This is a genomic window from Streptomyces sp. NPDC020597, assembly GCF_044335095.1.
In the GTDB taxonomy this organism is placed as follows: Bacteria; Actinomycetota; Actinomycetes; order Streptomycetales; family Streptomycetaceae; genus Streptomyces.
In genome coordinates this window covers 1-24,207 of the sequence record NZ_JBIRUL010000042.1, presented here as the reverse complement: position 1 = coordinate 24,207, position 24,207 = coordinate 1, and the positions used below count along the sequence as shown (strand labels likewise).

General features: G+C 71.0%; 19 protein-coding genes and 1 pseudogene. 13 read left to right on the top strand and 7 right to left on the bottom strand.

Annotated elements, in window-relative coordinates; all coding sequences use genetic code 11:
- Window positions 1–47: 47 nt before the first annotated feature.
- Window positions 48–1,094, bottom strand: coding sequence for a S66 peptidase family protein (locus tag ACH4ZA_RS37375; RefSeq protein ID WP_398433528.1), 1,047 nt, complete (start codon window positions 1,092–1,094; stop codon window positions 48–50).
- A 95-nt stretch (window positions 1,095–1,189) separates the two neighbouring features.
- On the opposite strand from ACH4ZA_RS37375, the gene aroQ reads away from it, so the two are divergent.
- Window positions 1,190–1,663, top strand: coding sequence for a type II 3-dehydroquinate dehydratase (gene aroQ, locus ACH4ZA_RS37370; protein ID WP_319276565.1), 474 nt, complete (start codon window positions 1,190–1,192; stop codon window positions 1,661–1,663).
- A 251-nt stretch (window positions 1,664–1,914) separates the two neighbouring features.
- On the opposite strand, the gene ACH4ZA_RS37365 is transcribed toward aroQ, so the two are convergent.
- From ACH4ZA_RS37365 to ACH4ZA_RS37345, 5 genes are all read right to left on the bottom strand, one after another.
- A complete protein-coding gene (locus ACH4ZA_RS37365) occupies window positions 1,915–2,688 on the bottom strand; it encodes an amino acid ABC transporter ATP-binding protein (RefSeq protein ID WP_319276564.1) in 774 nt (257 codons plus the stop codon).
- Entirely contained in the window at window positions 2,685–3,614 is a 930-nt protein-coding gene (locus tag ACH4ZA_RS37360) for an amino acid ABC transporter permease (RefSeq protein ID WP_398433527.1), read from the bottom strand. Before ACH4ZA_RS37360 ends, ACH4ZA_RS37365 begins: the two co-directional genes overlap by 4 nt.
- Entirely contained in the window at window positions 3,611–4,495 is an 885-nt protein-coding gene (locus tag ACH4ZA_RS37355; RefSeq protein WP_319276562.1) for an ABC transporter substrate-binding protein, read from the bottom strand. Before ACH4ZA_RS37355 ends, ACH4ZA_RS37360 begins: the two co-directional genes overlap by 4 nt.
- A gap of 345 nt (window positions 4,496–4,840) precedes the next feature.
- The gene (locus ACH4ZA_RS37350; protein WP_319276561.1) at window positions 4,841–5,497 is read right to left on the bottom strand and encodes an MBL fold metallo-hydrolase; all 657 of its coding nucleotides are present in this window, start codon (window positions 5,495–5,497) and stop codon (window positions 4,841–4,843) included.
- A gap of 9 nt (window positions 5,498–5,506) precedes the next feature.
- Window positions 5,507–6,193, bottom strand: a complete 687-nt coding sequence (locus ACH4ZA_RS37345; RefSeq protein ID WP_319276560.1) for a maleylpyruvate isomerase family mycothiol-dependent enzyme — start codon at window positions 6,191–6,193, stop codon at window positions 5,507–5,509.
- 234 nt (window positions 6,194–6,427) lie between these two features.
- Here ACH4ZA_RS37345 and uvrA point away from each other — a divergent pair, with 234 nt between their 5' ends.
- Window positions 6,428–9,466, top strand: coding sequence for an excinuclease ABC subunit UvrA (uvrA, locus tag ACH4ZA_RS37340; RefSeq protein ID WP_319276558.1), 3,039 nt, complete (start codon window positions 6,428–6,430; stop codon window positions 9,464–9,466).
- Window positions 9,467–9,726: 260 nt separating this feature from the next.
- Here uvrA and ACH4ZA_RS37335 read toward each other — a convergent pair whose 3' ends face one another.
- On the bottom strand, window positions 9,727–10,695 hold the full coding sequence (locus tag ACH4ZA_RS37335) for a hypothetical protein (RefSeq protein WP_398433526.1): 969 nt from the start codon (window positions 10,693–10,695) through the stop codon (window positions 9,727–9,729).
- Between the two features lie 307 nt (window positions 10,696–11,002).
- On the opposite strand from ACH4ZA_RS37335, the gene uvrC reads away from it, so the two are divergent.
- From uvrC to ACH4ZA_RS37280, 11 genes and pseudogenes are all read left to right on the top strand, one after another.
- Window positions 11,003–13,153 (top strand): excinuclease ABC subunit UvrC, encoded by a 2,151-nt coding sequence (gene uvrC / locus ACH4ZA_RS37330; protein WP_319276555.1) that lies wholly within the window; start codon window positions 11,003–11,005, stop codon window positions 13,151–13,153.
- Window positions 13,150–14,214, top strand: a complete 1,065-nt coding sequence (gene rapZ / locus ACH4ZA_RS37325) for an RNase adapter RapZ (RefSeq protein ID WP_319276554.1) — start codon at window positions 13,150–13,152, stop codon at window positions 14,212–14,214. Before uvrC ends, rapZ begins: the two co-directional genes overlap by 4 nt.
- A complete protein-coding gene (gene yvcK / locus ACH4ZA_RS37320; protein ID WP_319276553.1) occupies window positions 14,211–15,278 on the top strand; it encodes a uridine diphosphate-N-acetylglucosamine-binding protein YvcK in 1,068 nt (355 codons plus the stop codon). The genes rapZ and yvcK overlap by 4 nt, the downstream gene beginning before the upstream one ends.
- A complete protein-coding gene (gene whiA / locus ACH4ZA_RS37315; RefSeq protein ID WP_057580302.1) occupies window positions 15,269–16,258 on the top strand; it encodes a DNA-binding protein WhiA in 990 nt (329 codons plus the stop codon). Before yvcK ends, whiA begins: the two co-directional genes overlap by 10 nt.
- Window positions 16,259–16,402: 144 nt before the next feature.
- A complete protein-coding gene (locus ACH4ZA_RS37310) occupies window positions 16,403–19,357 on the top strand; it encodes a M14 family zinc carboxypeptidase (RefSeq protein ID WP_319276552.1) in 2,955 nt (984 codons plus the stop codon).
- Between the two features lie 230 nt (window positions 19,358–19,587).
- Window positions 19,588–20,598: a type I glyceraldehyde-3-phosphate dehydrogenase gene (gap, locus tag ACH4ZA_RS37305; protein WP_319276551.1), complete on the top strand. Its 1,011-nt coding sequence runs from the start codon at window positions 19,588–19,590 to the stop codon at window positions 20,596–20,598.
- A gap of 133 nt (window positions 20,599–20,731) precedes the next feature.
- Window positions 20,732–21,943 carry a phosphoglycerate kinase gene (locus tag ACH4ZA_RS37300; protein WP_319276550.1) on the top strand — a complete coding sequence of 404 codons (1,212 nt, stop codon included), beginning with the start codon at window positions 20,732–20,734 and terminating at the stop codon, window positions 21,941–21,943.
- A 6-nt stretch (window positions 21,944–21,949) separates the two neighbouring features.
- On the top strand, window positions 21,950–22,726 hold the full coding sequence (gene tpiA / locus ACH4ZA_RS37295; protein WP_319276548.1) for a triose-phosphate isomerase: 777 nt from the start codon (window positions 21,950–21,952) through the stop codon (window positions 22,724–22,726).
- A gap of 156 nt (window positions 22,727–22,882) precedes the next feature.
- Window positions 22,883–23,119 carry a preprotein translocase subunit SecG gene (gene secG / locus ACH4ZA_RS37290; protein ID WP_319276546.1) on the top strand — a complete coding sequence of 79 codons (237 nt, stop codon included), beginning with the start codon at window positions 22,883–22,885 and terminating at the stop codon, window positions 23,117–23,119.
- Between the two features lie 211 nt (window positions 23,120–23,330).
- Window positions 23,331–23,666, top strand: a complete 336-nt coding sequence (locus tag ACH4ZA_RS37285) for an RNA polymerase-binding protein RbpA (RefSeq protein WP_078615979.1) — start codon at window positions 23,331–23,333, stop codon at window positions 23,664–23,666.
- 305 nt (window positions 23,667–23,971) lie between these two features.
- Window positions 23,972–24,207, top strand: a pseudogene (locus ACH4ZA_RS37280) (glucose-6-phosphate isomerase); the annotation flags it as partial.

Below are 24,207 nucleotides of genomic sequence, written 5' to 3'. Positions count from 1 at the left end.
CCACCGGTTACGGGGCGCACGGGATCACGGCCCGGTGCCCCGTCGGCTCAGTAGGTGACCGTGATGCGCCGTGCCGGACCGTCCACGCGGACCGTGCCGCCGTAGGGGATGACGAGCTGGGGGTCGGTGTGGCCGAAGTCGACGTCGAAGACCGCAAGAGTGTCGGGGGCGTAGGCGGTTAGGGCGCGCTCCACCGCCGCACGCTGTTCGGCGGCGTACCGGGCTCCCGCCTCGGGCGAGTTGGGATGCTCGAAGGACCACGTCCTGGCGCGGCCCATGAGCAGTGCCGGGAAGCGCCGCAGCAGGTCGCGCTCGCCCATGCTGCGCAGCACCCGGTAGACGTCCGTGGCGCTCGGCAGCTCTTCCGAGGTCTCGAGGATCAGCACGCCGCCGTCGTAGGCCGACGGGTCGGGGGAGACCTCGCGGTCGGCCATCAGCAGCCCGGACAGGATCTCCAGGCAGCCGCCCCAACTGCGGCCCTCCACCACGCGGTCGGGGCCCCGCCAGATCCAGCCGCCCTTCTTCGGGGTCTGCGGCTCGGCCGCGAAGGTCGCGGGGTCGGCCCAGTCGCCGTTGACGTCGCCCCACCGCTCGGCGGGCCGCAGCTCGTAGGGGCCCGAGGTGAACAGCGCGGCCCGCAGGGAGTCGGCCGTCTGCGGGTGCATGGCTCCGGGCCGCCCGAACTCGACCATCACGCTCGTGCCGTGGTAGCCGACGACACCGGTGTTGTACAGGAACGCCAGAAGGTTGGTGTTGTCGCTCATCCCGAAGAACGGCTTGGGGTGAGCCCCGATCAACTCCCGGTCCAGATGGGGCAGCACGGTGATCTGGTCGTCCCCGCCGATCGTCGCGATCACGGCGGTGATGTCCGGGTCGGCGAACGCGGCGTGGATGTCGTCGGCGCGTGCCTGCGCGGTCGCCCCCATCGTGCGCGTGGTCGGGTACTCGACCGGCTCCAGGCCGAAGTCCTCGCGCAGCCGGGTCAGGCCCAGTTCGTAGGGGCGGGGGTAGAGCGCGGGCAGGCCGCTCGAGGGCGAGAGGACGGCTATGCGGTCTCCCGGGGACGGCTTGGGAGGATAGGCGGGGATGGGCATGCCCGGAGCGTACGGCTTCTCGTGCTGATCTTTCACCGTGATAGACCGGGGTCGAGCGCGGCCTCGGACGGCCGCCCCGACGGACCGGAGGAACCGTGCCCCGCAGCCTGGCCCAAGCCCCGATCATGATCCTCAACGGCCCCAACCTGAACCTTCTGGGGCAGCGCCAGCCGGAGATCTACGGGTCCGACACCCTGGCCGACGTCGAGGCGATGTGCGCCGAGGCGGCGGCGCGGCACGGCGGCGCGGTGGACTTCCGTCAGTCCAACCACGAGGGCGAGCTGGTCGACTGGATCCACGAGGCGCGGCTTAACCACTGCGGCGTCGTGATCAACCCGGGCGCGTACTCGCACACGTCGGTCGCGATCCTCGACGCGCTCAACACCTGCGACGGTATGCCGGTGCTGGAGGTCCACATCTCCAACATCCACCGGCGTGAGTCGTTCCGGCACCACTCCTACGTCTCGCTGCGTGCGGACGGCGTCATCGCGGGCTGCGGGGTCCAGGGGTACGTGTTCGGCGTGGAGCGGGTCGCGGCGCTGGCGGGCCCGGGCAAGGCGGACACGTAGACGCAGGGACGCACGCGTCGGGACGACCGGCAGCGACGACGGCAGGGAGGACGGTGGGGGCGAAGGCGAGGGCGGCAGCGGGGCCGGACACCCGCCCGCGTAAGGACCGGCCGCCAGGCGTACGCCCCTTACGCCCGTTACCGCGCGCCGGGCCGCCGGGCTCCCGGTCCGCCCGGCTCCCGGGCCCCCTCGGGACCGGTCTGCCGCCCGGAGCCGCCACTTCCCGGGGAGCCCGGGGAGAGCCGCCCGCGTCAGAGCCGGCCCGCCTCCACGATGCGCCGAAGGAAGCGCTGCGTACGCTCCTGCCGCGGGGCGCCGAAGACCTCCTCGGGGGCGCCGCGCTCCAGGACGACACCGCCCTCCAGGAAGCAGACCTGGTCGGCGACCTCGCGGGCGAAGCCCATCTCGTGCGTGGCCAGCACCATGGTCATGCCGTCGCCCTTCAGGTCGCGGACGACGTTCAGGACCTCGCCCACCAGCTCCGGGTCGAGGGCCGCGGTGATCTCGTCGAGCAGCAGCAGCCGGGGGCGTACCGCGAGGGCGCGCACGATCGCGACCCGCTGCTGCTGGCCGCCGCTGAGCCGGTCGGGGTACTCGCCCGCCCTGCCGGCCAGCCCGAGCCGCTCCAGAAGCTCCCCGGCGTGCTCCTCGGCCTCCTTGCGGGCCACGCCGTGCACACGGCGCGGGGCGAGCGTGATGTTCTCCAGGACCGTCATGTGCGGGAAGAGGTTGTACGCCTGGAAGACCACGCCGATACGGCGCCGCACCGCGTCCTGGTCGACGCGCGGGTCGGTGATCTCCTCGCCGTCCAGCCAGATCGCCCCGTCGTCGACGTCCTCCAGCAGGTTGGCGCAGCGCAGCAGTGTGGACTTGCCGGAGCCGGAGGCGCCGATCAGCGCGGTCACCGTGTGCGGGGCGACCTCCAGGTCGACGTCCCGCAGGACGACGTTCCCGCCGAAGGTCTTGCGGACGGACTCCATCCGCAGCACGGGTGCGTCGACGGGGGCGGCGGGTGCGTCGCTCATGTCGTTCCTCCCTGGGCCCGCTGACGGTCCATCCGGGCCGTCACCCAGTCCGTGAAGCGGGTCATCGGAATGGTCAGGGCCACGAAGACCAGCCCCGCGACGATGTACGGCGTGTAGTTGAGGCTGCGGCCCACGATGATGTCCGCCGCACGGACGGCGTCGATCGCGCCGCCGATCGACACGAGGCCGGTGTCCTTCTGCAGCGACACCAGGTCGTTCAGCAGCGGAGGCACCTGACGGCGCACGGCCTGGGGGAGCACCACGTGGCGCAGCGCCTGCCGGTTGCTCAGCCCCAGTGAGCGGGCCGCCGCCCGCTGCGAGGGGTGCACGGACTCGATGCCGGCCCGGAACACCTCGGCGACGTATGCCGAGTACGTCAGCGTCAAGGCCGTGCCGCCCAGCAGCACGGGGTCGACGGTGACGCCCTGAAGCCGCAGTGCGGGGACGCCCAGCACCACGATCATCAGGTTGATGATCAGCGGCAGACCGCGGAAGAAGTCCGTGTACGCCGCCGCCAGCGCCCGCAGCGGGAAGAACACGGGACCGCGCAGGGTGCGGGCGACGGCGATGAGCATGCCGAGCACCAGCACGGCCGCCCCGCAGACCAGCAGCAGCCGGACGTTCAGCCACAGCCCGTCGAGGACCCTGGGGAACGCCTCGCGCGCGTACTGCCCGTTGAAGAAGGTCTCCCTGGTGCGCGGCCAGCCCGGCGCACCGACCACCACCAGGTACAGGACCACGGCCGTGACGAGGGTGGAGAACGCGGCGAGAGCCGTCGCGCGACGTGCCCGTGTGCGCCGGTAGCGCTCGCGTTCCCGCCGGCGCGGCGACGGGACGTAGGCGTCGTCCGCGGTCGCGCCGCGCCCGGGCATGCCGCTCGGGTCGTCCGTCCCTTCCCGGCCGGAGTCGTCCTTGGTGAGCGTCACTTGAGCACCGGGGCGTCGACGGCGTCGGAGAGCCACTGCTGCTCGATCCGCGCCAGTGTGCCGTCCTTGCGCAGGGCGTCCACGGCGCCGGTCACGCACGCGGTGAGCGCGCTGCCCTTGTCGAGGACCAGCCCGAACTGCTCCGGTGCGCCGCCCCGGTTCTCGAACTGGCCGACGATCTTCGCGTCGGTCACCTCGGCGGCGGTGATGTAGAAGGCGGTCGGCAGATCGACCACGATGGCGTCGACCTGGCCGTTCTTCAGTGCGGACTTGGCCTGGTCGTTCTTCGCGTACACGGCCGCCTGCCGGGTCGGCTTCACCACGTCGTCGATGTAGTCCAGGCTCGTGGTGCCGACCTGCGCGCCCAGCTTAAGGCCCCGGAGACCGGCGACGCTCGTCACCTGGGCGGCCTTCGAGCCCTTCAGCGCGACGACGGCCTGGCGCACGTCGTAGTAGCCGGACGAGAAGTCCACGGCCTTCTTGCGCTCGTCGCTGATCGACACCTGGTTGATGTCGAAGTCGAACGTCTTCTCACCCGGTGCGAAGGCCTTGTTGAACGGCACGCTCTGCCAGACCACGGCGTTCTTGCCGTAACCGAGCTGTCCGGCCACGGCGTAGGCCACCGCCGACTCGAAGCCCTGGCCGTCGGCCGGCTTGCCGTCCTTGAACCACGGTTCGTAGGCGGGCTCGTCGGTCGCGATCGTCAGCTTGCCGGGGGTCTCGGTGGCCAGTTCGCCCTTGGCGCAGGCGCTCGCGCGCGAACCGGAGGCGGAGGGGGCCGCTTTCTCCTCCGGTTGCGGGGCGCAGCCGACGGCGGTGGCGAGGAGGGCCACGGTGGCGCCGGCGACGGTGCGGCGCAGGACACGGGGGGCGAGGTGCATGGCCGGAGAGTGGCAGCGAAAACCCTGGTTTGTCGAGGTCACGCCGGATTCTGTCCGCATGGTGGGAACGGGTGTTGCGTTCTTGTGAACCAGGACGGACACCGCTGTGCGAGGCGCGGGCGGGCGGCGCCCTCCCGACCCGGTGCGGGGGTTCGCCCGGGCCGCCGGTCGAGGGCGGGGAACGTGGACCGGCGGCCCATCCGCGCCGGAGCCGTCATCCCGCGCGGGGCTGCAACCAGTTGACCGCGCAACCACGCATGGGGGGAGCGCGCGTGAAGCGCCGGCGCGTGCACGCGATTCACACGGGGCGCGCGTTCAGAGCCGCGCGCCCCGTGCGGGGAGGGGTCACCACCCGCGCGCGTGCCACTCCGGAAGATGGGGCCGCTCGGCGCCGAGCGTCGTGTCGTCACCGTGTCCCGGGTAGACCCAGGTCTCGTCCGGCAGCACGTCGAAGATCTTCGTCTCGACGTCGTGGATCAGACGGGCGAAGGCCTCCGGGTCCTTACGGGTGTTGCCCACGCCGCCCGGGAACAGGCAGTCGCCGGTGAAGACGTGGGGGTGGCCGTGCGGGTCGTCGTAGACCAGGGCGATCGAGCCCGGCGTGTGCCCGACCAGATGGCGTGCCGTCAGCTCCACGTTCCCCACCCGGATGACGTCCCCGTCGACGACCGGGACGTCGGTCGGCACCGGGATGCCGTCGGCGTCCTCGCGGCCGGCGAAGGTGCGCGCCCGCGTGGCCTCGACGACCTCGGCGAGCGCCTGCCAGTGGTCGCCGTGCTGATGGGTGGTGACGACGGACGCGATGCCGTCGTCGCCGATGGTGCCGAGCAGTGTCTGCGCGTCGTTCGCCGCGTCGATCAGCAGTTGCTCGTCGGTGGCCCGGCAGCGCAGCAGGTAGGCGTTGTTGTTCATCGGGCCGACCGCGATCTTCGTGATCATCAGGTCCTTGAGCTCGTGCACGTCCGCCGGGCCGCCGACCGTCACCTGTCCGCTGTACGTCATGGCCGCAGCCTATAGCGGCGGAAGGGCCGGGAGCGGCCCGCCCTCGGCGGTCAGCCCGGCTCCGTCACGGCGTCCGGCGAGCCAGCCGAGGAGGTCCGCGGGCGTACCGGTGACGGTCACCTCGGGCTCGTCGGCCTTGCGGCCGGTGAGCCATACGCGCGTGCCGTCCGTGAGGCGGGTCGGCGGCACGTCGGGACGGCCGGTGAACCGCTCGGCGAGGAATCCGGTCTCCCGCTCGGTGAACTCCGCCGGCAGGTCCTCGAGCTCGTAGCCCATGCCGAGGTCCACGGCGTGCAGCTCGACCTCCACCCACCGCCGGAAGGGCACGCGGGCCGCCGAGTCGACGACGCCGTTGCGCAGCTCCACCGTGCGCGACCAGTCCCCGGGCGCGGCGCCGGCCGCCTGGAAGCGGGCCGCGCTCTCCCGGACGTCCGCGAGCTGGACCTTCAGGGGGCGCGGGGCGTCCCGTTCGATGTCGGCGTCGCGCACCTGTGCGTCGGCGTACATGGGCCGGCCCTCGAGGACGTTCACCAGGGCGTCGGCGTTGCGGGCGAGGTGGGCGAGGACGTGTCCGCGGCTCCAGCCGGGCAGCCGTGACGGCTCGGCGACCGATGCGTCGTCCCATCCGGCGACCGCGAGGAGCAGTCGCTCGGTCGCGGCGTGTACGGACTCCAGGTCATGAGCGTGATCAATCATGGTGCTGACCCTAGCCTCGCCACTCGTTCGGGTGAAGGAGGTCGGTCGAGACCGCTAATCGAATGCACGTGCTATATGGTCGGTGGCGGCGTCGGGCATGCTGGAAGGCCGGGGATTGTTGTGAACCGGTGAACCCCGGCTGAATCCCGACCGGCGTTGTCAGTGGCTCCCCCTAGTCTGAGGAAGACGGGGGCCCCGCCCCTGTCACTTCTCTCAAGAAAGGTGCGGACCGGCGTGGCCGACCGTCTCATCGTCCGTGGCGCGCGCGAGCACAACCTCAAGAATGTCTCGCTCGACCTGCCACGCGACTCGCTCATCGTCTTCACGGGCCTGTCGGGGTCGGGCAAGTCCTCGCTGGCCTTCGACACCATCTTCGCCGAGGGCCAGCGGCGCTACGTCGAGTCCCTCTCGTCCTACGCCCGGCAGTTCCTCGGGCAGATGGACAAGCCGGACGTCGACTTCATCGAGGGCCTCTCCCCGGCCGTCTCGATCGACCAGAAGTCGACCTCGCGCAACCCGCGCTCCACCGTGGGCACGATCACCGAGGTCTACGACTACCTGCGGCTGCTCTTCGCGCGGATCGGCAAGCCGCACTGTCCCGAGTGCTCCCGGCCGATCACCCGCCAGTCGCCGCAGGCCATCGTCGACAAGGTGCTGGAGCTGCCGGAGGGCAGCCGCTTCCAGGTGCTCTCGCCGCTGGTGCGCGAGCGCAAGGGCGAGTTCGTCGACCTCTTCGCCGATCTCCAGACCAAGGGCTACAGCCGCGCGCGCGTGGACGGCGAGACGGTCCAGCTCTCCAGCCCGCCCACGCTGAAGAAGCAGGAGAAGCACACCATCGAGGTGGTCATCGACCGCCTCACGGTGAAGGGGACCGCCAAGCGCCGCCTCACCGACTCCGTCGAGACCGCCCTCGGGCTCTCCGGCGGGATGGTGGTGCTCGACTTCGTCGACCTCGCAGCGGACGACCCCGAGCGCGAGCGCATGTACTCGGAGCACCTGTACTGCCCGTACGACGACCTGTCCTTCGAGGAGCTCGAGCCGCGCTCCTTCTCCTTCAACTCGCCCTTCGGCGCCTGTCCCGAGTGCTCCGGCATCGGCACGCGCATGGAGGTCGACCCCGAGCTGATCGTCCCGGACGAGGACAAGTCCCTCGACGAGGGAGCCATCCACCCCTGGTCGCACGGTCACACGAAGGACTACTTCGGCCGTCTGATCGGCGCCCTCGCCGACGCGCTCGGCTTCCGCACCGACATCCCCTTCGCGGGTCTGCCCCAGCGGGCCCGGAAGGCCCTGCTGCACGGCCACAAGACGCAGATCGAGGTCCGTTACCGCAACCGGTACGGCCGGGAGCGGGTGTACACCACGCCCTTCGAGGGCGCCGTCCCGTTCGTCAAGCGCCGGCACGGCGAGGCCGAGAGCGACGCCAGCCGGGAGCGCTTCGAGGGCTACATGCGCGAGGTGCCCTGCCCCACCTGCCAGGGCACCCGGCTGAAGCCGCTCGTCCTCGCGGTCACGGTGATGGGCAAGTCCATCGCCGAGGTCTCCGGGATGTCCATCAGCGACTGCGCCGAGTTCCTGGGCGAGCTGAAGCTCGACGCCCGCGACAAGAAGATCGCCGAACGGGTCCTCAAGGAGGTCAACGAGCGGCTGCGGTTCCTCGTCGACGTCGGCCTGGACTACCTCTCGCTCAACCGCGCGGCCGGCACGCTCTCGGGCGGCGAGGCCCAGCGCATCCGGCTGGCCACCCAGATCGGCTCCGGCCTCGTCGGCGTCCTGTACGTCCTCGACGAGCCGTCCATCGGTCTGCACCAGCGTGACAACCACCGGCTGATCGAGACCCTGGTCCGGCTGCGGGACATGGGCAACACGCTCATCGTCGTCGAGCACGACGAGGACACCATCAAGGTCGCCGACTGGATCGTCGACATCGGCCCCGGCGCCGGCGAGCACGGCGGGAAGGTCGTCCACAGCGGCTCCCTGAAGGAGCTGCTGGCCAACACGGAGTCGCAGACGGGGCAGTACCTGTCCGGCAGGAAGGCGATCCCGCTGCCGGACGTCCGGCGCCCGCAGGACCCCTCGCGCCGGCTCACCGTCCACGGCGCCCGTGAGAACAACCTGCAGGACATCGACGTGTCCTTCCCGCTGGGCCTGTTCACCGCGGTCACCGGCGTCTCGGGCTCCGGCAAGTCCACGCTGGTCAACGACATCCTGTACACGCATCTGGCCCGCGAGCTGAACGGCGCGAGAAGCGTCCCGGGACGGCACACCCGCGTGGACGGCGACGACCTCGTCGACAAGGTCGTGCACGTCGACCAGTCGCCCATCGGCCGCACCCCGCGTTCCAACCCGGCCACCTACACCGGCGTCTTCGACCACGTCCGCAAGCTCTTCGCGGAGACGACGGAGGCGAAGGTCCGCGGCTACCTGCCCGGCCGCTTCTCCTTCAACGTCAAGGGCGGCCGCTGCGAGAACTGCGCCGGCGACGGCACGATCAAGATCGAGATGAACTTCCTCCCGGACGTGTACGTCCCGTGCGAGGTCTGCCACGGCGCCCGGTACAACCGGGAGACCCTGGAGGTCCACTACAAGGGCAAGTCCATCGCCGAGGTCCTGAACATGCCGATCGAGGAGGCGACGGAGTTCTTCGAGGCCGTTCCCGCGATCGCCCGCCACCTCAACACCCTGAAGGACGTCGGCCTCGGCTACGTCCGGCTCGGTCAGGCCGCGACCACCCTGTCGGGCGGCGAGGCGCAGCGCGTGAAGCTCGCCAGCGAGCTGCAGAAGCGCTCCACCGGCCGCACGGTCTACGTCCTGGACGAGCCGACCACGGGCCTGCACTTCGAGGACATCAGCAAGCTGCTGAAGGTGCTCTCGGGTCTGGTCGAGAAGGGCAACACGGTCATCGTCATCGAGCACAACCTCGATGTCATCAAGACCGCGGACTGGGTCGTCGACATGGGCCCGGAGGGCGGCGCGGGCGGCGGACTCGTCATCGCCGAAGGCACGCCGGAGGAGGTCGCCGCGGTGCCGACCAGCCACACCGGGAAGTTCCTGCGCGAGATCCTCGGCGCCGACCGGATCAGCGACGGGGCCCCGGTCAAGGCCCCGCGCAGGACCGCGGCGAAGAAGACGGTCGCGGCCGGGGCGACGGCGCGCAAGACGGCCGCCACCGCCACGACCGCCTCGAAGACGGCGGCGAAGTCCGCTGCCGCCAAGTCGGCCACGACGAAGGCGACCCCCGCGAAGAAGACGACCCGGGCCCGCAAGGCCTGACGCGGGCACGCGGCGCGTGCGGGGCCCGGCCCCGCCGCGTGCAAGGGCGAAGGACGGCGCCCCGCGGGGGGATCCCGCGGGGCGCCGTCGCGTCCCTCGGCCGTGCGCCGCCCGACGGCGCGGTCCGCGCAAGGTTCAGGCCCGCACGGCCGCCGAGAGGCCGCGGGCCGCCGACCGGCCGGCGCCGGCGCCGGCGCCGACCGACCTCGCCGTCGCCGCGCTCACCCGCTCGGCCCGGCGCAGAGTCGCCCCGGACCCGTTCAGTCCCAGTCCCAGCCGATGCCCACCATCCCCGACCGCACCCGCGGCTCCACCAGGTGCACCGAGCGGTGCCGGCCGCTGAGCGGCAGTTCCTGGCGGCCGCCGCGCGGCGCCGCCGCCGAGTGCTGGGTGAAGCGGTGGCAGCGCACCGGAAGCGCGTTCTCCGTGAAGCGGATCTGCAGGGCGTACTGGCCGCCGGCGGCCCCGAAGCCGCGCACGTACTCGCGGCACACGTCGGCCGTGCCGTCCTCGACGCCGTAGCGGAAGAGGAACGTGTCGCCGGCCCGCAGCCGGGTGTCGAACAGGAACTCCGCCGCCAGCACGCCGGTGTCGTGGTGGCGGCGGACGCGGCCGGCCCGGCAGTTCTCCAGCGCGTGCACGGTCATCCGCTCCGGTGAGCAGCCCGGGTCGCCGTGGTGGACGGCGACGAAACGGTCGACGCCGTCGCGGTGGGCGCGCACGATGTGCTGCGACTCCCGGCTGGAGAGCTCGCGGCGTGCCCCGATGCGCACCCGCTCATGGTGGCCGAGCGTGTGCAGCCCGCCGTCCATGGAGCACTCCAGTTCGGTGAGCAGCTGTTCGAGCGCCCCGGAGGCCTGCAGCAGCGAACGGTAGGAGCGGCCCGCGGACGCTTTCGCCGACGTGGGCCCGTTTTCGTCGTCGGACTCCGCCAGCAGCCGGATCAGGGACTCGTCCGGCAGCTGCAGGATCTCCTCCAGCGCCCGCACGGCGCGCAGCGACTCGGGGCGCTGCGGCCGCCGGGCGCCCTGCTGCCAGTAGCTGAGGCTCGTCACGCCCACCCTGACCCCGTAACGCGACAGATGATGCTGGACGCGCTGCAGCGGCAGTCCGCGGGCGGCGATCGCGGCCCGCAGCGCCACATGGAAGGGGCCGCCCTGCAGGGCCGTGTCCAGTTCCGCGGCGGGGGCCCGGCCGGCGGCGTCCGCGTGCTGTGGGGCGTGCGGCATGCAAGGGGCCTTTCTGTGAAAGCTCACGACGGCTGGTCGGACCGTTCGTGCGAGGGGCCGGGGCTGCCGGCCGCGCGGAGCGTCTTCACATCCGTAAGTCGGCGTTCAGGCCCCGAGTTCCCCCGCATTGAAGCGTGTTGACCAAGTCCCGACAACACCTGATGCCCGAGTGGCATGTGCGTTTGGCCGAGTCGACGCCCTTGACCCCGCCGCCGCCGGGCCCGCGCGTGCACGGGCCCGGGCAGCCGCCCCGGCCGTTGTCCACAGCCCCGTCGGAGTGTCACCCCGCGCCAGTAGGGTGTGAGACATGGCCGATCCCTCCAGCTACCGCCCCAAGCCGGGACAGATCCCGGACTCTCCCGGGGTGTACCGGTTCCGCGACGAGCACCGCCGGGTGATCTACGTCGGAAAGGCGAAGAGCCTGCGCCAGCGCCTGGCGAACTACTTCCAGGATCTGGCGGGCCTGCACCCGCGGACCCGCTCGATGGTCACCACGGCCGCCTCGGTGGAGTGGACGGTGGTGTCCACGGAGGTCGAGGCACTGCAGCTGGAGTACTCCTGGATCAAGGAGTACGACCCCCGGTTCAACGTCAAGTACCGCGACGACAAGAGCTACCCGTATCTCGCGGTCACGATGAACGAGGAGTACCCGCGCGTGCAGGTGATGCGCGGCCACAAGAAGAAGGGCGTCAGGTACTTCGGGCCGTACGCGCACGCGTGGGCGATCCGGGACACGGTCGACCTGCTGCTGCGGGTGTTCCCCGTGCGCACCTGCTCCGCGGGCGTCTTCAAGAACGCCTCGCGCACGGGCCGGCCCTGCCTGCTCGGCTACATCGGCAAGTGCTCCGCGCCCTGCGTGGGCCGCATCGGCGCCGACGACCACTGGGAACTGGCCGACGAGTTCTGCGACTTCATGACCGGCCGTACCGGCACCTACCTCCGCCGGCTGGAGAAGCAGATGACGGAGGCGGCCGAGGAGATGGAGTACGAGCGGGCCGCCCGCCTGCGCGACGACATCGAGGCCCTGAAGAAGGCCATGGAGAAGAACGCGGTCGTGCTGGCGGACGCGACCGACGCCGACCTGATCGCCGTCGCCGAGGACGAGCTGGAGGCGGCCGTCCAGATCTTCCACGTCCGCGGCGGGCGGGTGCGCGGCCAGCGCGGCTGGGTGACCGACAAGGTCGAGGACGTCACGACCGGCGCCCTCGTCGAGCACGCCCTGCAGCAGCTGTACGGCGAGGAGCGCGGCGACTCCGTCCCCAAGGAGGTCCTGGTCCCCGCCCTGCCCGAGCCCGTGGAACCGGTCCAGGAGTGGCTCACCGGGCGCCGCGGGTCGAACGTGTCGCTGCGCATCCCGCAGCGGGGCGACAAGAAGGCCCTGATGGAGACCGTCGAGCGCAACGCGCAGCAGGCGCTCGTGCTGCACAAGACCAGGCGCGCCTCGGACCTGACCACGCGCTCGCGTGCGCTGGAGGAGATCGCCGAGGCCCTCGACCTGGACAGCGCCCCGCTGCGGATCGAGTGCTACGACATCTCCCACCTCCAGGGCGACGACGTGGTGGCCTCCATGGTCGTCTTCGAGGACGGCCTGCAGCGCAAGAGCGAGTACCGCCGCTTCCAGATCAAGGGCTTCGAGGGCCAGGACGACGTCCGCTCCATGCACGAGGTGATCACCCGCCGCTTCCGGCGCTACCTCGTCGAGAAGGAGCGGACGGGCGAGTGGACCGACACCGCCGGCAGCCCCGCCGACCCGCAGACGCCCGCAGCACCAGGGACGCCCGCCGCCGCGGGCGCCCCCGGGTACGACGCGGGGGAGCTCCTCACCGATGCCGCCGAAGCACCCCTGACCAGCAGCCTCAAGGACGAGGACGGCCGGCCGAGGCGATTCGCCTACCCGCCCCAGCTCGTCGTCGTCGACGGCGGTCAGCCGCAGGTGGCGGCCGCCCGGCGGGCCCTGGACGAGCTGGGCATCGACGACATCGCCGTCTGCGGCCTCGCCAAGCGCCTGGAGGAGGTCTGGCTGCCGGGCGACGACGACCCGGTCGTCCTGCCCCGCAGCAGCGAGGGCCTCTACCTGCTCCAGCGCGTGCGGGACGAGGCCCACCGCTTCGCGATCACCTACCAGCGCGCCAAGCGCGCCAAGCGCTTCCGCTCCGGGCCGCTAGACGAGGTGCCGGGCCTCGGGGAGACCCGCAAGCAGGCGCTGATCAAGCACTTCGGCTCGGTGAAGAAGTTGCGGGCCGCCACGATCCAGGAGATCTGCGAGGTCCCGGGTATAGGCCGCAAGACGGCCGAGACCATCGCCGCGGCCTTCGCCCGGGCGGCGCCGCCCGCCCCCGCCGTGAACACGGCCACCGGAGAGATCATTGAGGAAGAGGAACCCGGCGCCACGCCGGATTCCCCCGGAGACCCCGTCACCGCGGGCGCCCCGGAAGAACGACGGGGGCAGGAGACATGACCGAGCACGACGCAGACCCCACGGACCGGCGGGATCAGTCGCCCACTACTGTGCCGACAGCCGCCCCAGGGCAGGGCGGGGATCCCGACGGGGATCCCGCCCGGCGCCCCGCGGCCCCCGACAGCCCGCAGCAGGAAGCACGCCATGAAGACGGAGCACAGGTGAGTACCGACGTCTCGCCGCCCGGGATCCCCGAGGCGGCCATCCCCGAGCTGGTGATCATCTCCGGCATGTCCGGGGCCGGCCGTTCGACCGCGGCCAAGTGTCTGGAGGACCTCGGCTGGTTCGTCGTCGACAACCTGCCGCCCGCCCTGATCCCGACGATGGTGGAGCTGGGCGCCCGTTCCCAGGGCAACGTGGCGCGGATCGCGGTCGTCGTCGACGTCCGCGGCCGGCGCTTCTTCGACAACCTCCGCGAGTCGCTCGCCGACCTCGAGACCAAGGGCGTCACCCGGCGGATCGTGTTCCTCGAGTCCTCCGACGACGCCCTGGTGCGCCGTTTCGAGGGGGTGCGGCGCCCGCACCCCCTGCAGGGGGACGGCCGCATCGTCGACGGCATCGCCGCCGAGCGTGAGCTGCTGCGCGAGCTGCGCGGCGACGCCGACCTGGTCATCGACACCTCCAGCCTCAACGTGCACGAACTGCGCGCCAAGATGGACGCCCAGTTCGCCGGCGAGGAGGAGCCCGAGTTGCGGGCCACCGTCATGTCCTTCGGCTTCAAGTACGGCCTGCCGGTCGACGCCGACCTGGTCGTGGACATGCGCTTCCTGCCCAACCCGCACTGGGTTCCGGAGCTGCGCCCCTTCACCGGGCTCAACGAGGAGGTCTCGGCGTACGTCCTCAACCAGCCCGGCGCCAAGGAGTTCCTGGACCGGTACGCGGAGCTCCTCCAGCTGGTCGCCGCGGGCTACCGCCGGGAGGGCAAGCGCTATGTGACCATCGCGGTCGGCTGCACGGGCGGCAAGCACCGCTCGGTGGCCATGTCGGAGAAGCTCGCCGCGCGCCTCGCGGCCGAGGGCGTGGAGACGGTGGTCGTACACCGGGACATGGGACGGGAATGACGGGACGTTCTCCACGGCTCGGCCGGCTGCGCAAGGCGGCCCCGGAGGGGCGCACGGGCCGGCCGGCCGACGCCCGCGGCGGCAAACCGCGCCGCCGCGGCGCCCAGCCCAAGGTGGTCGCCCTCGGCGGCGGCATGGGCCTGTCCGCCTCGCTCACCGCACTGCGGCGGATCACCGGCGACCTCACCGGCGTGGTCACGGTGGCCGACGACGGCGGCTCCAGCGGCCGTCTGCGCGAGGAACTCGGCGTCCTGCCGCCCGGCGATCTGCGCAAGGCGCTCGCCGCGCTGTGCGGCGACGACGACTGGGGCCAGACGTGGGCCCGGGTCATCCAGCACCGCTTCCAGTCACAGGGCGAGATCAACGGCCACGCGGTGGGCAACCTGCTGATCGTCGCCCTGTGGGAGCAGCTCGGCGACCACGTCCAGGCCCTGGACCTGGTCGGCCGGCTGCTGGGTGCACAGGGCCGCGTGCTGCCCATGTCCGCCGTGCCGCTGGAACTCCAGGCGCTGGTGAAGGGGCACGATCCCGCGCGGCCCGAGGACGTCGACACGGTCCGCGGACAGGCGACCGTGGCGCTGACGCCGGGCGAGGTGCAGTCCGTGCATCTGGTGCCGCACGACCCGCCGGCCGTCCCGGAGGCCGTCGAAGCGGTCCTGGACGCCGACTGGGTGGTGCTGGGCCCCGGCTCCTGGTTCTCCTCGGTCATGCCGCATCTTCTGGTGCCCGATCTGCTCGACGCGCTCATGGAGACGAAGGCGCGCCGGGTGCTCTCCCTGAACCTCGCTCCGCAACCCGGGGAAACCGACGGCTTCTCCCCGCAGCGTCATTTGGAGGTTTTGGGACGACACGCCCCTAAACTCGCCCTGGACGTGGTGCTGGCCGACGAGGCAGCCGTGCCCGACCGCGACTCGCTGGCCGACGCCGCCCAGAGGTTCGGAGCCGCGGTCGAGCTGGCGCCGGTGGCCCGGCCCGACGGAACCCCGAGGCACGACCCGGAGCTGTTGGCCGCCGCGTACGACCGTATTTTTCGGATGCATGGAAGGATCGGCCCATGGCGATGACGGCAGCGGTGAAGGACGAGATCTCCCGGCTCCCCGTCACCCGGACCTGCTGCAGAAAGGCGGAGGTCTCCGCCATCCTGCGGTTCGCCGGCGGCCTCCACCTGGTGAGCGGGCGCATCGTGATCGAGGCGGAGCTGGACACGGCGATGGCGGCCCGTCGGCTCAAGCGGGACATCCTGGAGATCTTCGGGCACGGCTCGGAGCTGATCGTGATGGCTCCCGGCGGCCTGCGGCGCGGTTCGCGCTATGTCGTGCGGGTGGTCGCGGGCGGTGACCAGCTCGCCCGGCAGACGGGGCTCGTGGACGGCCGCGGGCGCCCCATCCGGGGTCTGCCCCCGCAGGTGGTCTCCGGCGCGACCTGTGACGCCGAGGCGGCCTGGCGCGGCGCCTTCCTGGCGCACGGCTCGCTCACCGAGCCCGGCCGCTCGTCCTCCCTTGAGGTGACCTGCCCGGGCCCCGAGGCCGCGCTCGCGCTGGTCGGCGCGGCCCGCCGGCTCTCCATCGCGGCGAAGGCCCGGGAGGTGCGCGGGGTCGACCGGGTGGTGGTACGCGACGGCGACGCGATTGGCGCCCTGCTCACCCGGCTGGGCGCGCACGAGTCGGTGCTGGCCTGGGAGGAGCGGCGGATGCGCCGCGAGGTGCGCGCCACCGCGAACCGGCTGGCGAACTTCGACGACGCCAACCTGCGCCGCTCGGCCCGCGCCGCGGTCGCTGCCGGCGCGCGCGTCCAGCGCGCCCTGGAGATCCTCGGCGACGAGGTTCCCGAGCACCTCGCGGCGGCCGGCCGGCTGCGTATGGACCACAAGCAGGCCTCCCTGGAGGAGCTGGGCGCGCTCGCCGACCCGCCGCTGACGAAGGACGCGGTGGCCGGGCGGATCCGCCGGCTGCTGGCGATGGCCGACAAGCGGGCCTCGGACCTCGGCATCCCGGGCACGGAGTGCAACCTGAGCGAGGAGCTCGCCGACAACCTGGTGGGCTGATCGATCGTCACAAAGCCGGTGGAGGCGTCTGATCGGGCGACTCCACCGGCTTTTGTCTGGCTATGAGGCGCTCTTGACTGGATCATGAACTGTCATGAGCCTGGCAGAGTTCGCTGCTGTGGCGAACTCACGCTAGGGGGGTTCATGAGACCTAGAGCGAGATCGATCCTCGCTGTCGGCGCACTCCTGCTCGGCGGAGCGGCACTCGCGCCCATCGCCCAGGCGCAGCCCGCACCATCACCGAAGCCCGATCCGGCCGAGGTCAAGGTGTTCCGGGCCGAGGTCACCGGACAGCAGGTACCCCTGCTGCTGGCGGCCGGCCAGGACGGACACGAACTCAGCGAGCAGGTGCCCGCCAAGGGCACCGCGACCGTCGAGGTCTACCTGACCGACGATCAGGCGAAGAAGCTCGGCAAGCAGGGTGTCCGGCTCGCCGAGCACACGATGTCGGCCACGTCCGAGAAGCGCGTGGAGGCCGCCGCCCAGGGCGTGTTCCGTCCGTACAGCGGAAGCGGCGGTCTGCGGGAGGAGATCCTGCGCACCGGCCGGGAGAACCCCGGCCTCACCAAGGTCGTCTCCCTCGGCAAGACCGTGAACGGCCAGGACATCCTCGCCCTCAAACTGACCAGGGACGCGAAGAAGTCCGCCGACGGCTCCAAGCCCTCGGTGCTGTACATGTCCAACCAGCACGCGCGCGAGTGGATCACCCCCGAGATGACCCGGCGGCTGATGCACTACTACCTGGACAACTACCGGACCGACAAACGCGTCAGGAAGATCGTCGACTCCAACGAGCTGTGGTTCGTCCTGTCGGCCAACCCCGACGGCTACGACTACACCTTCAAGAGCGCCGACAACCGCATGTGGCGCAAGAACCTGCGGGACGTCAACGGCGACGGCGCGATCTCCACCGGCGACGGCGTCGACCTCAACCGCAACTTCGCCTACAAGTGGGGCTATGACAACGAGGGTTCGTCGCCGAACCCCACCAGCGAGACCTACCGCGGCGCGAAGCCCGCATCGGAGCCCGAGACCAGGGCGCTCGACGCCTTCGAGAAGCGCATCGGCTTCACCTACGGCATCAACTACCACTCCGCCGCGGAACTCCTCCTCTACGGGGTCGGCTGGCAGGTCGCCACCGACACCCCGGACGACGTCGCCTACCGGGCGCTCGCCGGCACGCCCGAGAAGTCGGCCGTCCCGGGCTACCACCCGCAGGTCTCCTCGGAGCTGTACACGACCAACGGGGAGGCGGACGGCCACGCGTCGAACGTCAACGGCATGGCCATGTTCACCCCCGAGATGTCGACCTGTCAGACCGCTTCGAACGTGGACCCCGACGACCAGTGGAAGAGCGGGGACTGCCTGTCGGTCTTCACCTTCCCTGACGACGAGAAGCTGATCCAGGCCGAGTTCGCCAAGAACGTCCCGTTCGCGCTCTCGGTCGCGGAGTCCGCCGCGCGCCCCGACCGGCCGAAGTCCTCGGTCGGCCTGCCCGCCGCGGACTTCACCCCGGCGTCGTTCACCACGTCGTACGCGCGCGGCGCCGACCAGCAGGTCTCCGTCGTGGTGCGCAAGGCGATCCGCGACAAGGAACTGAAGTACCGCGTCAACGGCGGCCGTACCCGGGACCAGGCGCTCAGGCACTGGAAGGGCGGCGAGACCTACGGCGGCGAGGACAACCTCTACTTCGACGCCTACCGGGCCAGGGTGAAGGACGGCAGGCCGGGCGACAAGGTCGAGGTGTGGTTCACCGGGAAGGCCGAGAACGGCAAGAAGGTCTCCAGCGGGCACTTCACCTACACGGTCGCCGCGCGGCCCCAGGCCGACACGCTGGTGGTCGCCGAGGAGGGTGCGACCGCCACGCAGGCGCAGACCTATGTGGACGCGCTGAAGGCCAACGGCCGCAAGGCGGTCGTCTGGGACGTCGCCGCCCAGGGCGCGCCCGACCCGCTCGGCGTGCTGAGCCACTTCCGCACGGTCGTCCACTACACGGGTGCGAGCACTCCCGGCAACCCGACCCAGCTCGCGCTGCGCGCCTTCCTCAACGAGGGGGGCAAGCTGATCGAGGCGGGCGAGCTGGCCGGCGGCAGCGTCGCCCTCGCGGACGGCACCCCGTCCAACGACTTCAGCCAGTACTACCTGGGCGCGTACTCCCGCACCTCGACCCCCGGAGCCACCGGGTTCACCGGATCCGGCGGACTCGGCTCGCTGAGCGCGGCCCTCGGCCCGGCCACCGGCAACCCGCTCGACAAGGCCGGCACCTACGCGGTCACCTCGGACGAGCTGCCCGCGGCCGGCTACCCGCAGTTCGCGAGCGCGGGCGCGGGCCAGTTCGCCGGCACGGTCAACCCCTACGGGCCCTACGCGGGCTCGTACATGGCCGCGGCCGTGCACACCGACGACGCCTACAAGCGCCTCACCCGCACCATCGACCTCAGCGGCGTCGCCGCGGCGAGCAGGCCGACGCTGCGCACCCAGCTGCTGTGGGACACCGAACCCGGCTACGACAACGCGATCGTCGAGATCCACACGGTCGGCGGCGACGACTGGACCACGCTTCCCGAGGCGGGCGGCGCCACCCGCACCGCGGTGCCCGCGGAGTGCGGGGCCGGCTTCTACGTGGGTGAGCACCCATGGCTCGAGCACTACCTCACCCTCGGCACGAACGAGTGCTCCGCGACCGGGTCCACCGGCGCCTGGAACGCCCTCACCGGCGCGTCCAGCGGCTGGCAGCAGGTGAACTTCGACCTGAGCGCCTACGCGGGCAAGAACGTCGAGGTCTCCCTCGCCTACGTCACCGACCCGGGCAGCGGCGGCCGGGGCGTCCTCGCGGACGACGCCTCGCTGGTCGTCGGCGGCGGCGCCGTCGACACCGAGGGCTTCGAGACGTCGCTCGGCGCCTGGAAGGTCGGCGGACCGCCCGCCGGCAGCCCGGCCGTCCTGAAGGACTGGGCGCGCACCGGAGTCCTGTTCCAGACGTACGGAGCGGTCACCACCGACGACACCGTGCTGCTCGGCTTCGGCCTGGAGCACGTCACCGCCGCGGCCGACCGCAAGGCGCTCATCGGAAAGGCCCTGGCCTCACTTGCGCGATGACACGCCCAAGTCAACCATTCGTGACGGTTCGTAACCGGATCGAGTGATCGGGCCCGTCCGGCCCGTGCGGTCCGTACCCCTACTGGCGGGTACGGACCGCCGTGCCGTGTATGGGCGAACTCGATGTCACTCCGGCGGCCCCGGAGAGGTAGGGTCGTGGGTGGTCGGGGACATCCCAAATACAGCTCGCCGGCACCTCGTGGCCGGCGTACCAACGAGGAGATCGGTTCGTGACGATCCGCGTAGGCATCAACGGCTTTGGCCGCATCGGTCGTAACTACTTCCGCGCGCTGCTGGAGCAGGGTGCTGACATCGAGATCGTGGCTGTCAACGACCTGGGTGACACCGCGACCACCGCTCACCTGCTCAAGTACGACACCATCCTGGGCCGTCTCAAGGCAGAGGTGTCGCACACGGCGGACACGATCACCGTGGACGGCCACACGATCAAGGTGCTGTCCGAGCGCAACCCCGCCGACATCCCGTGGGGCGACCTCGGCGTCGACATCGTGATCGAGTCGACCGGCATCTTCACCAAGAAGGCCGACGCCGAGAAGCACATCGCGGGCGGCGCCAAGAAGGTCCTCATCTCGGCTCCGGCCAAGGACGAGGACATCACGATCGTGATGGGCGTCAACCAGGACAAGTACGACCCGGCGAACCACCACGTCATCTCCAACGCCTCCTGCACCACCAACTGTGTGGCGCCGATGGCCAAGGTCCTCGACGAGAACTTCGGCATCGTCAAGGGTCTGATGACGACGGTCCACGCGTACACCAACGACCAGCGCATCCTGGACTTCCCGCACTCGGACCTGCGTCGCGCCCGCGCCGCCGCCGAGAACATCATCCCGACCACGACGGGCGCCGCCAAGGCCACCGCCCTGGTCCTGCCGCAGCTCAAGGGCAAGCTCGACGGCATCGCGATGCGCGTCCCGGTCCCGACCGGCTCGGCCACCGACCTGGTCGTGACCCTCCAGCGCGAGGTCACCAAGGACGAGGTCAACGCCGCGTTCAAGAAGGCCTCCGAGGACGGCGACCTCAAGGGCTACCTGGCCTACACCGAGGACCCGATCGTCTCCTCGGACATCGTCAGCGACCCGGCCTCCTGCACCTTCGACTCCTCCCTGACCATGGTCCAGGAGGGCAACTCGGTGAAGATCCTCGGCTGGTACGACAACGAGTGGGGCTACTCCAACCGCCTCGTGGACCTGACGGTCTTCGTCGGCAACCAGCTCTGATCCACCGAGCAGGCACGTTGATGTGAGAGCAGGGCTCGGGCGGCGCAACGACGCGCCGCCCGGGCCCTGACTCACGTGCAGACCAGCCCTCTTAGGATCACGAGCACCACCAGCCCTCCCGGGAGCCCACTCAATGAAGACGATCGACGAACTTCTCGCCGAAGGCGTCGCAGGCAAGCGCGTCTTCGTGCGCGCCGACCTGAACGTGCCGCTGGCCGGCACCACCATCACCGACGACGGCCGTATCCGCGCCGTGCTGCCCACCGTCAAGGCGCTGGCCGAGGCGGGCGCCCGCGTGGTCGTCGCCTCCCATCTGGGCCGCCCCAAGGGCGCTCCGGACCCCGCCTTCTCCCTCGCACCCGCCGCCGCGCGCCTCGGTGAACTCCTCGGCGCCGACGTGGCCTTCGCGACCGACACCGTCGGCGACTCCGCCACGGCCACCGTCGCCGGCCTCGCCGACGGCCGGGTCGCGGTCCTCGAGAACCTGCGCTTCAACGCCGGCGAGACCTCGAAGGACGACGCCGAGCGCGCCGCCTTCGCCGACCGGCTGGCCGCCCTCGCCGACGTGTACGTGGGCGACGGCTTCGGCGCGGTGCACCGCAAGCACGCGTCCGTGTACGACCTCCCGGGCAAGCTGCCGCACTACGCCGGCCACCTGATCGCCACCGAGGTCGGCGTCCTGAAGAAGCTCACCGAGGACGTCGCACGCCCGTACGTCGTGGCGCTCGGCGGCTCCAAGGTCTCCGACAAGCTCGCGGTCATCGACGAGCTGCTCGGCAAGGCCGACCGCATCCTCATCGGCGGCGGCATGGCCTTCACCTTCCTCAAGGCCCAGGGCCACGAGGTCGGCGCCTCCCTCCTGCAGGAGGACCAGATCCCGGCCGTCACCGAGTACCTGGAACGCGCCGAGAAGCAGGGCGTCGAGCTGATCGTCCCGGTCGACGTCGTGGTCTCGCCCGGATTCCCGGACCTGAAGGCGAAGACGCCTGCCGAGCACGCCGCCGTCGACGCGGACAAGATGCCCGAGGGCCAGCTGGGCCTGGACATCGGCCCGAAGACCGGTGAGCTGTACGCGGGCAAGCTCGCCGACGCCGCGACCGTGTTCTGGAACGGTCCGATGGGCGTCTTCGAACACCCCGACTTCGCCGAGGGCACCAAGGCGGTCGCCCAGGCCCTCGTCGACTCGGACGGTTTCACCGTCGTCGGCGGCGGAGACTCCGCCGCGGCCGTGCGCACGCTCGGCTTCGACGAGAACGCGTTCGGCCACATCTCGACCGGAGGCGGCGCCTCCCTCGAATACCTCGAGGGCAAGACGCTCCCCGGCCTCGCCGCACTGGAAGGCTGACCCCGCATGACCACTCGTACGCCGCTGATGGCGGGCAACTGGAAGATGAACCTCAACCACCTCGAGGCCATCGCGCACGTCCAGAAGCTCGCCTTCGCCCTGGCCGACAAGGACTACGAGGCCGTCGAGGTCGCCGTCCTGCCGCCCTTCACCGACCTGCGCTCCGTGCAGACGCTGGTCGACGGCGACAAGCTCAAGATCAAGTACGGCGCCCAGGACATCTCGGCGCAGGACTCCGGCGCCTACACCGGCGAGATCTCCGGTGCGATGCTCGCCAAGCTGAAGTGCACGTTCGTCGCGGTCGGCCACTCCGAGCGCCGGCAGTACCACGACGAGACCGACGAGCTGGTGAACGCCAAGGTCAAGGCCGCCTACAAGCACGGCCTGACCCCGATCCTGTGCGTCGGCGAGGAGCTGGACGTCCGTGAGGCGGGCCATCACGTCGCCCACACCCTCGCGCAGGTCGAGGGCGGTCTGAAGGATCTCCCCGCAGAGCAGGCCGAGTCCGTCGTGATCGCCTACGAGCCCGTGTGGGCCATCGGCACCGGCAAGGTCTGCGGCGCCGAGGACGCGCAGGAGGTCTGCGCCGCCATCCGCGCCAGGATCGCCGAGCTGTACAGCCAGGAACTGGCCGACCAGGTGCGCATCCAGTACGGCGGCTCCGTCAAGTCCGGCAACGTCGCCGAGATCATGGCGCAGGCCGACATCGACGGCGCGCTGGTCGGCGGCGCCTCGCTGGACGCGGACGAGTTCGTCAAGATCGTCCGCTTCCGCGACCAGTGATCCGAGCTGTGAGTATGCGGTAGCGGCGATCCGTCGTACCCTTGCGGGGGCATAGCGCCATGCGGCACGCCACGCGGCGCAGCCGCACGGACGACGGCGCTGTGCCCCCGTTGTCCGTTCCGGTCCTTATCCGAATCCGAGGAAGTTGGTCCAGCCGTGGTTTTGGGGTTCTCGATCGCCCTGATCATCTTCAGCCTGCTGCTGATGCTGCTGGTGCTGATGCACAAGGGGAAGGGCGGCGGCCTCTCCGACATGTTCGGCGGCGGCATGCAGTCCTCCGTCGGCGGTTCCTCGGTCGCCGAGCGCAACCTCGACCGCATCACCGTCGTGGTCGGGATGCTGTGGTTCGCCTCCATCATCGTCCTCGGCATCCTGATGAAGACGAACAACTGATCAGCTTCTCACAGGCACGCACATTCCGGTACGTAAGGCCCCATGTTCGGTACGCGCAGCAGAGCGCGGCCTATCATGGGGCTTGCGTCCAGGTGTGGGAGCTGTAACTCCAATCACTGGACGCGCGTTGGGCCTTACGTAGACTGAGGCGCTCGCAGCGAAGCGAAACGCCGACTCGCTTCGCGGCACCATCACGCAGGGAGTTACGACCGTGGCAAGTGGCAACGCGATCCGAGGTAGCCGGGTCGGGGCGGGGCCGATGGGCGAGGCCGAGCGGGGCGAGTCCGCGCCCCGCCTGCGCATCTCCTTCTGGTGCTCCAACGGACACGAGACGGTGCCCAGCTTCGCCAGCGACGCGCAGGTGCCCGAGACCTGGGACTGCCCGCGCTGCGGGTTTCCCGCCGGGCAGGACCGGGACAACCCCCCGGACCCGCCGCGCACCGAGCCCTACAAGACGCACCTCGCCTATGTGCGGGAGCGGCGCAGCGACGCGGACGGCGAGGCGATCCTCGCCGAGGCGCTCGCCAAACTGCGGGGCGAGATCTAGTGATGTAGACCGGCCGGGCGCCCGAGGGCTCCCGGCCGGACCTGTCTCACGCGCGGGTCGTGCCCGCCCTCCTCCGCACGCCCGCGCAACGGCCTTGCGGGCTGTCCTCTGCCGTTCGCCGCGGCCTCTGCTCCTCGCACACGCCGTCGCCGCGCTGACACCCGGACGCCTCCGGCACGTACTTCTTGTTGCCCCGCGGGCGACGGCACGTCCGCTCGTGCCACCTCCTGATCAACTAGGTTGGGAGCGGCGGGGCAAAGGCGTGCGAGGCAGCACGGACAGGTGAGGAAGGGCTGAAGTCCGAGATGAACGCAGACGGCCGTACCAGGCTGAACCAGACGCCCGAGTGGACCGCTCTGGCCGAACACCGCGAGGCGCTCGGCGAGGTGCGGCTGAGGGAGCTGTTCGCCGACGACCCCGACCGCGTGGCCGGTCACACCCTGCAGGTCGGCGATCTGCGCATCGACTACTCGAAGAACCTCGTCACCGACGAGACGCTGCGACTGCTGCGTGAGCTGGCCGCGGCCGTCGACGTGTTCGG

Excerpts from the sequence above, each read along its gene's own strand:
- tpiA (WP_319276548.1), top strand. The coding sequence starts at position 21,950 with ATGACCACTCGTACGCCGCTGATGGCGGGCAACTGGAAGATGAACCTC.
- ACH4ZA_RS37345 (WP_319276560.1), bottom strand. The coding sequence starts at position 6,193 with ATGATTGATCACGCTCATGACCTGGAGTCCGTACACGCCGCGACCGAG.
- ACH4ZA_RS37355 (WP_319276562.1), bottom strand. The coding sequence starts at position 4,495 with ATGCACCTCGCCCCCCGTGTCCTGCGCCGCACCGTCGCCGGCGCCACC.
- rapZ (WP_319276554.1), top strand. The coding sequence starts at position 13,150 with ATGACCGAGCACGACGCAGACCCCACGGACCGGCGGGATCAGTCGCCC.
- ACH4ZA_RS37350 (WP_319276561.1), bottom strand. The coding sequence starts at position 5,497 with ATGACGTACAGCGGACAGGTGACGGTCGGCGGCCCGGCGGACGTGCAC.
- ACH4ZA_RS37335 (WP_398433526.1), bottom strand. The coding sequence starts at position 10,695 with ATGCCGCACGCCCCACAGCACGCGGACGCCGCCGGCCGGGCCCCCGCC.
- ACH4ZA_RS37365 (WP_319276564.1), bottom strand. The coding sequence starts at position 2,688 with ATGAGCGACGCACCCGCCGCCCCCGTCGACGCACCCGTGCTGCGGATG.
- ACH4ZA_RS37300 (WP_319276550.1), top strand. The coding sequence starts at position 20,732 with ATGAAGACGATCGACGAACTTCTCGCCGAAGGCGTCGCAGGCAAGCGC.
- yvcK (WP_319276553.1), top strand. The coding sequence starts at position 14,211 with ATGACGGGACGTTCTCCACGGCTCGGCCGGCTGCGCAAGGCGGCCCCG.
- ACH4ZA_RS37310 (WP_319276552.1), top strand. The coding sequence starts at position 16,403 with ATGAGACCTAGAGCGAGATCGATCCTCGCTGTCGGCGCACTCCTGCTC.
- whiA (WP_057580302.1), top strand. The coding sequence starts at position 15,269 with ATGGCGATGACGGCAGCGGTGAAGGACGAGATCTCCCGGCTCCCCGTC.
- uvrC (WP_319276555.1), top strand. The coding sequence starts at position 11,003 with ATGGCCGATCCCTCCAGCTACCGCCCCAAGCCGGGACAGATCCCGGAC.
- ACH4ZA_RS37375 (WP_398433528.1), bottom strand. The coding sequence starts at position 1,094 with ATGCCCATCCCCGCCTATCCTCCCAAGCCGTCCCCGGGAGACCGCATA.